1 protein-coding gene is annotated in these 475 nt (G+C 45.5%); it reads right to left on the reverse strand.

Features of this window, described 5'->3' with window-relative positions:
• The coding region (locus GJ688_RS20160; protein ID WP_268892125.1) for a reverse transcriptase domain-containing protein at nucleotides 1–475 on the reverse strand (475 nt) is incomplete at both ends.

The raw sequence follows: 475 nt of genomic DNA on the forward strand, positions 1-475 counted from the left end.
ACCACATACTTGTATCCTTCGTTGATGTTGTTTTGACATTTCCGAATCGCGTCATGTGCGCTTCTTCCCGGTCTAAATCCGTAGCTATTGTCCGAAAACTGCTTCTCATATATCGGTGTGAGTACTTGGCTGATGGCCTGCTGTATAACTCGGTCAACGACTGTGGGGATTCCTAGTTTTCTTTTCTTTCCGTCTTCTTTCGGTATTTCTACCCTTCGGACGGGATTCGGACGGTGTTTACCGTCCAGGATTGACTGCCTGAGTTGGCTTCCATTCTCTTTGAGATATTGTAGAAGTTCATCTACTTTCATTCCATCGATTCCGTGCGCTCCTTTGTTGGACCTCACTCTCTTGTACGCGTGGTTTAGATTGTTTCTGTCCACAATCTTCTCAAGCAATCGTTCCTTCGATAAGTTTGCGTTGGTGGTGTTGTTTTCAGTTATCCTTGCAGAACTGTACGCTCCTGCATATCCGT

The sequence above is a fragment of the Heliobacterium mobile genome (assembly GCF_009720735.1).
In the GTDB taxonomy this organism is placed as follows: domain Bacteria; phylum Bacillota; class Desulfitobacteriia; order Heliobacteriales; family Heliobacteriaceae; genus Heliobacterium; species Heliobacterium mobile.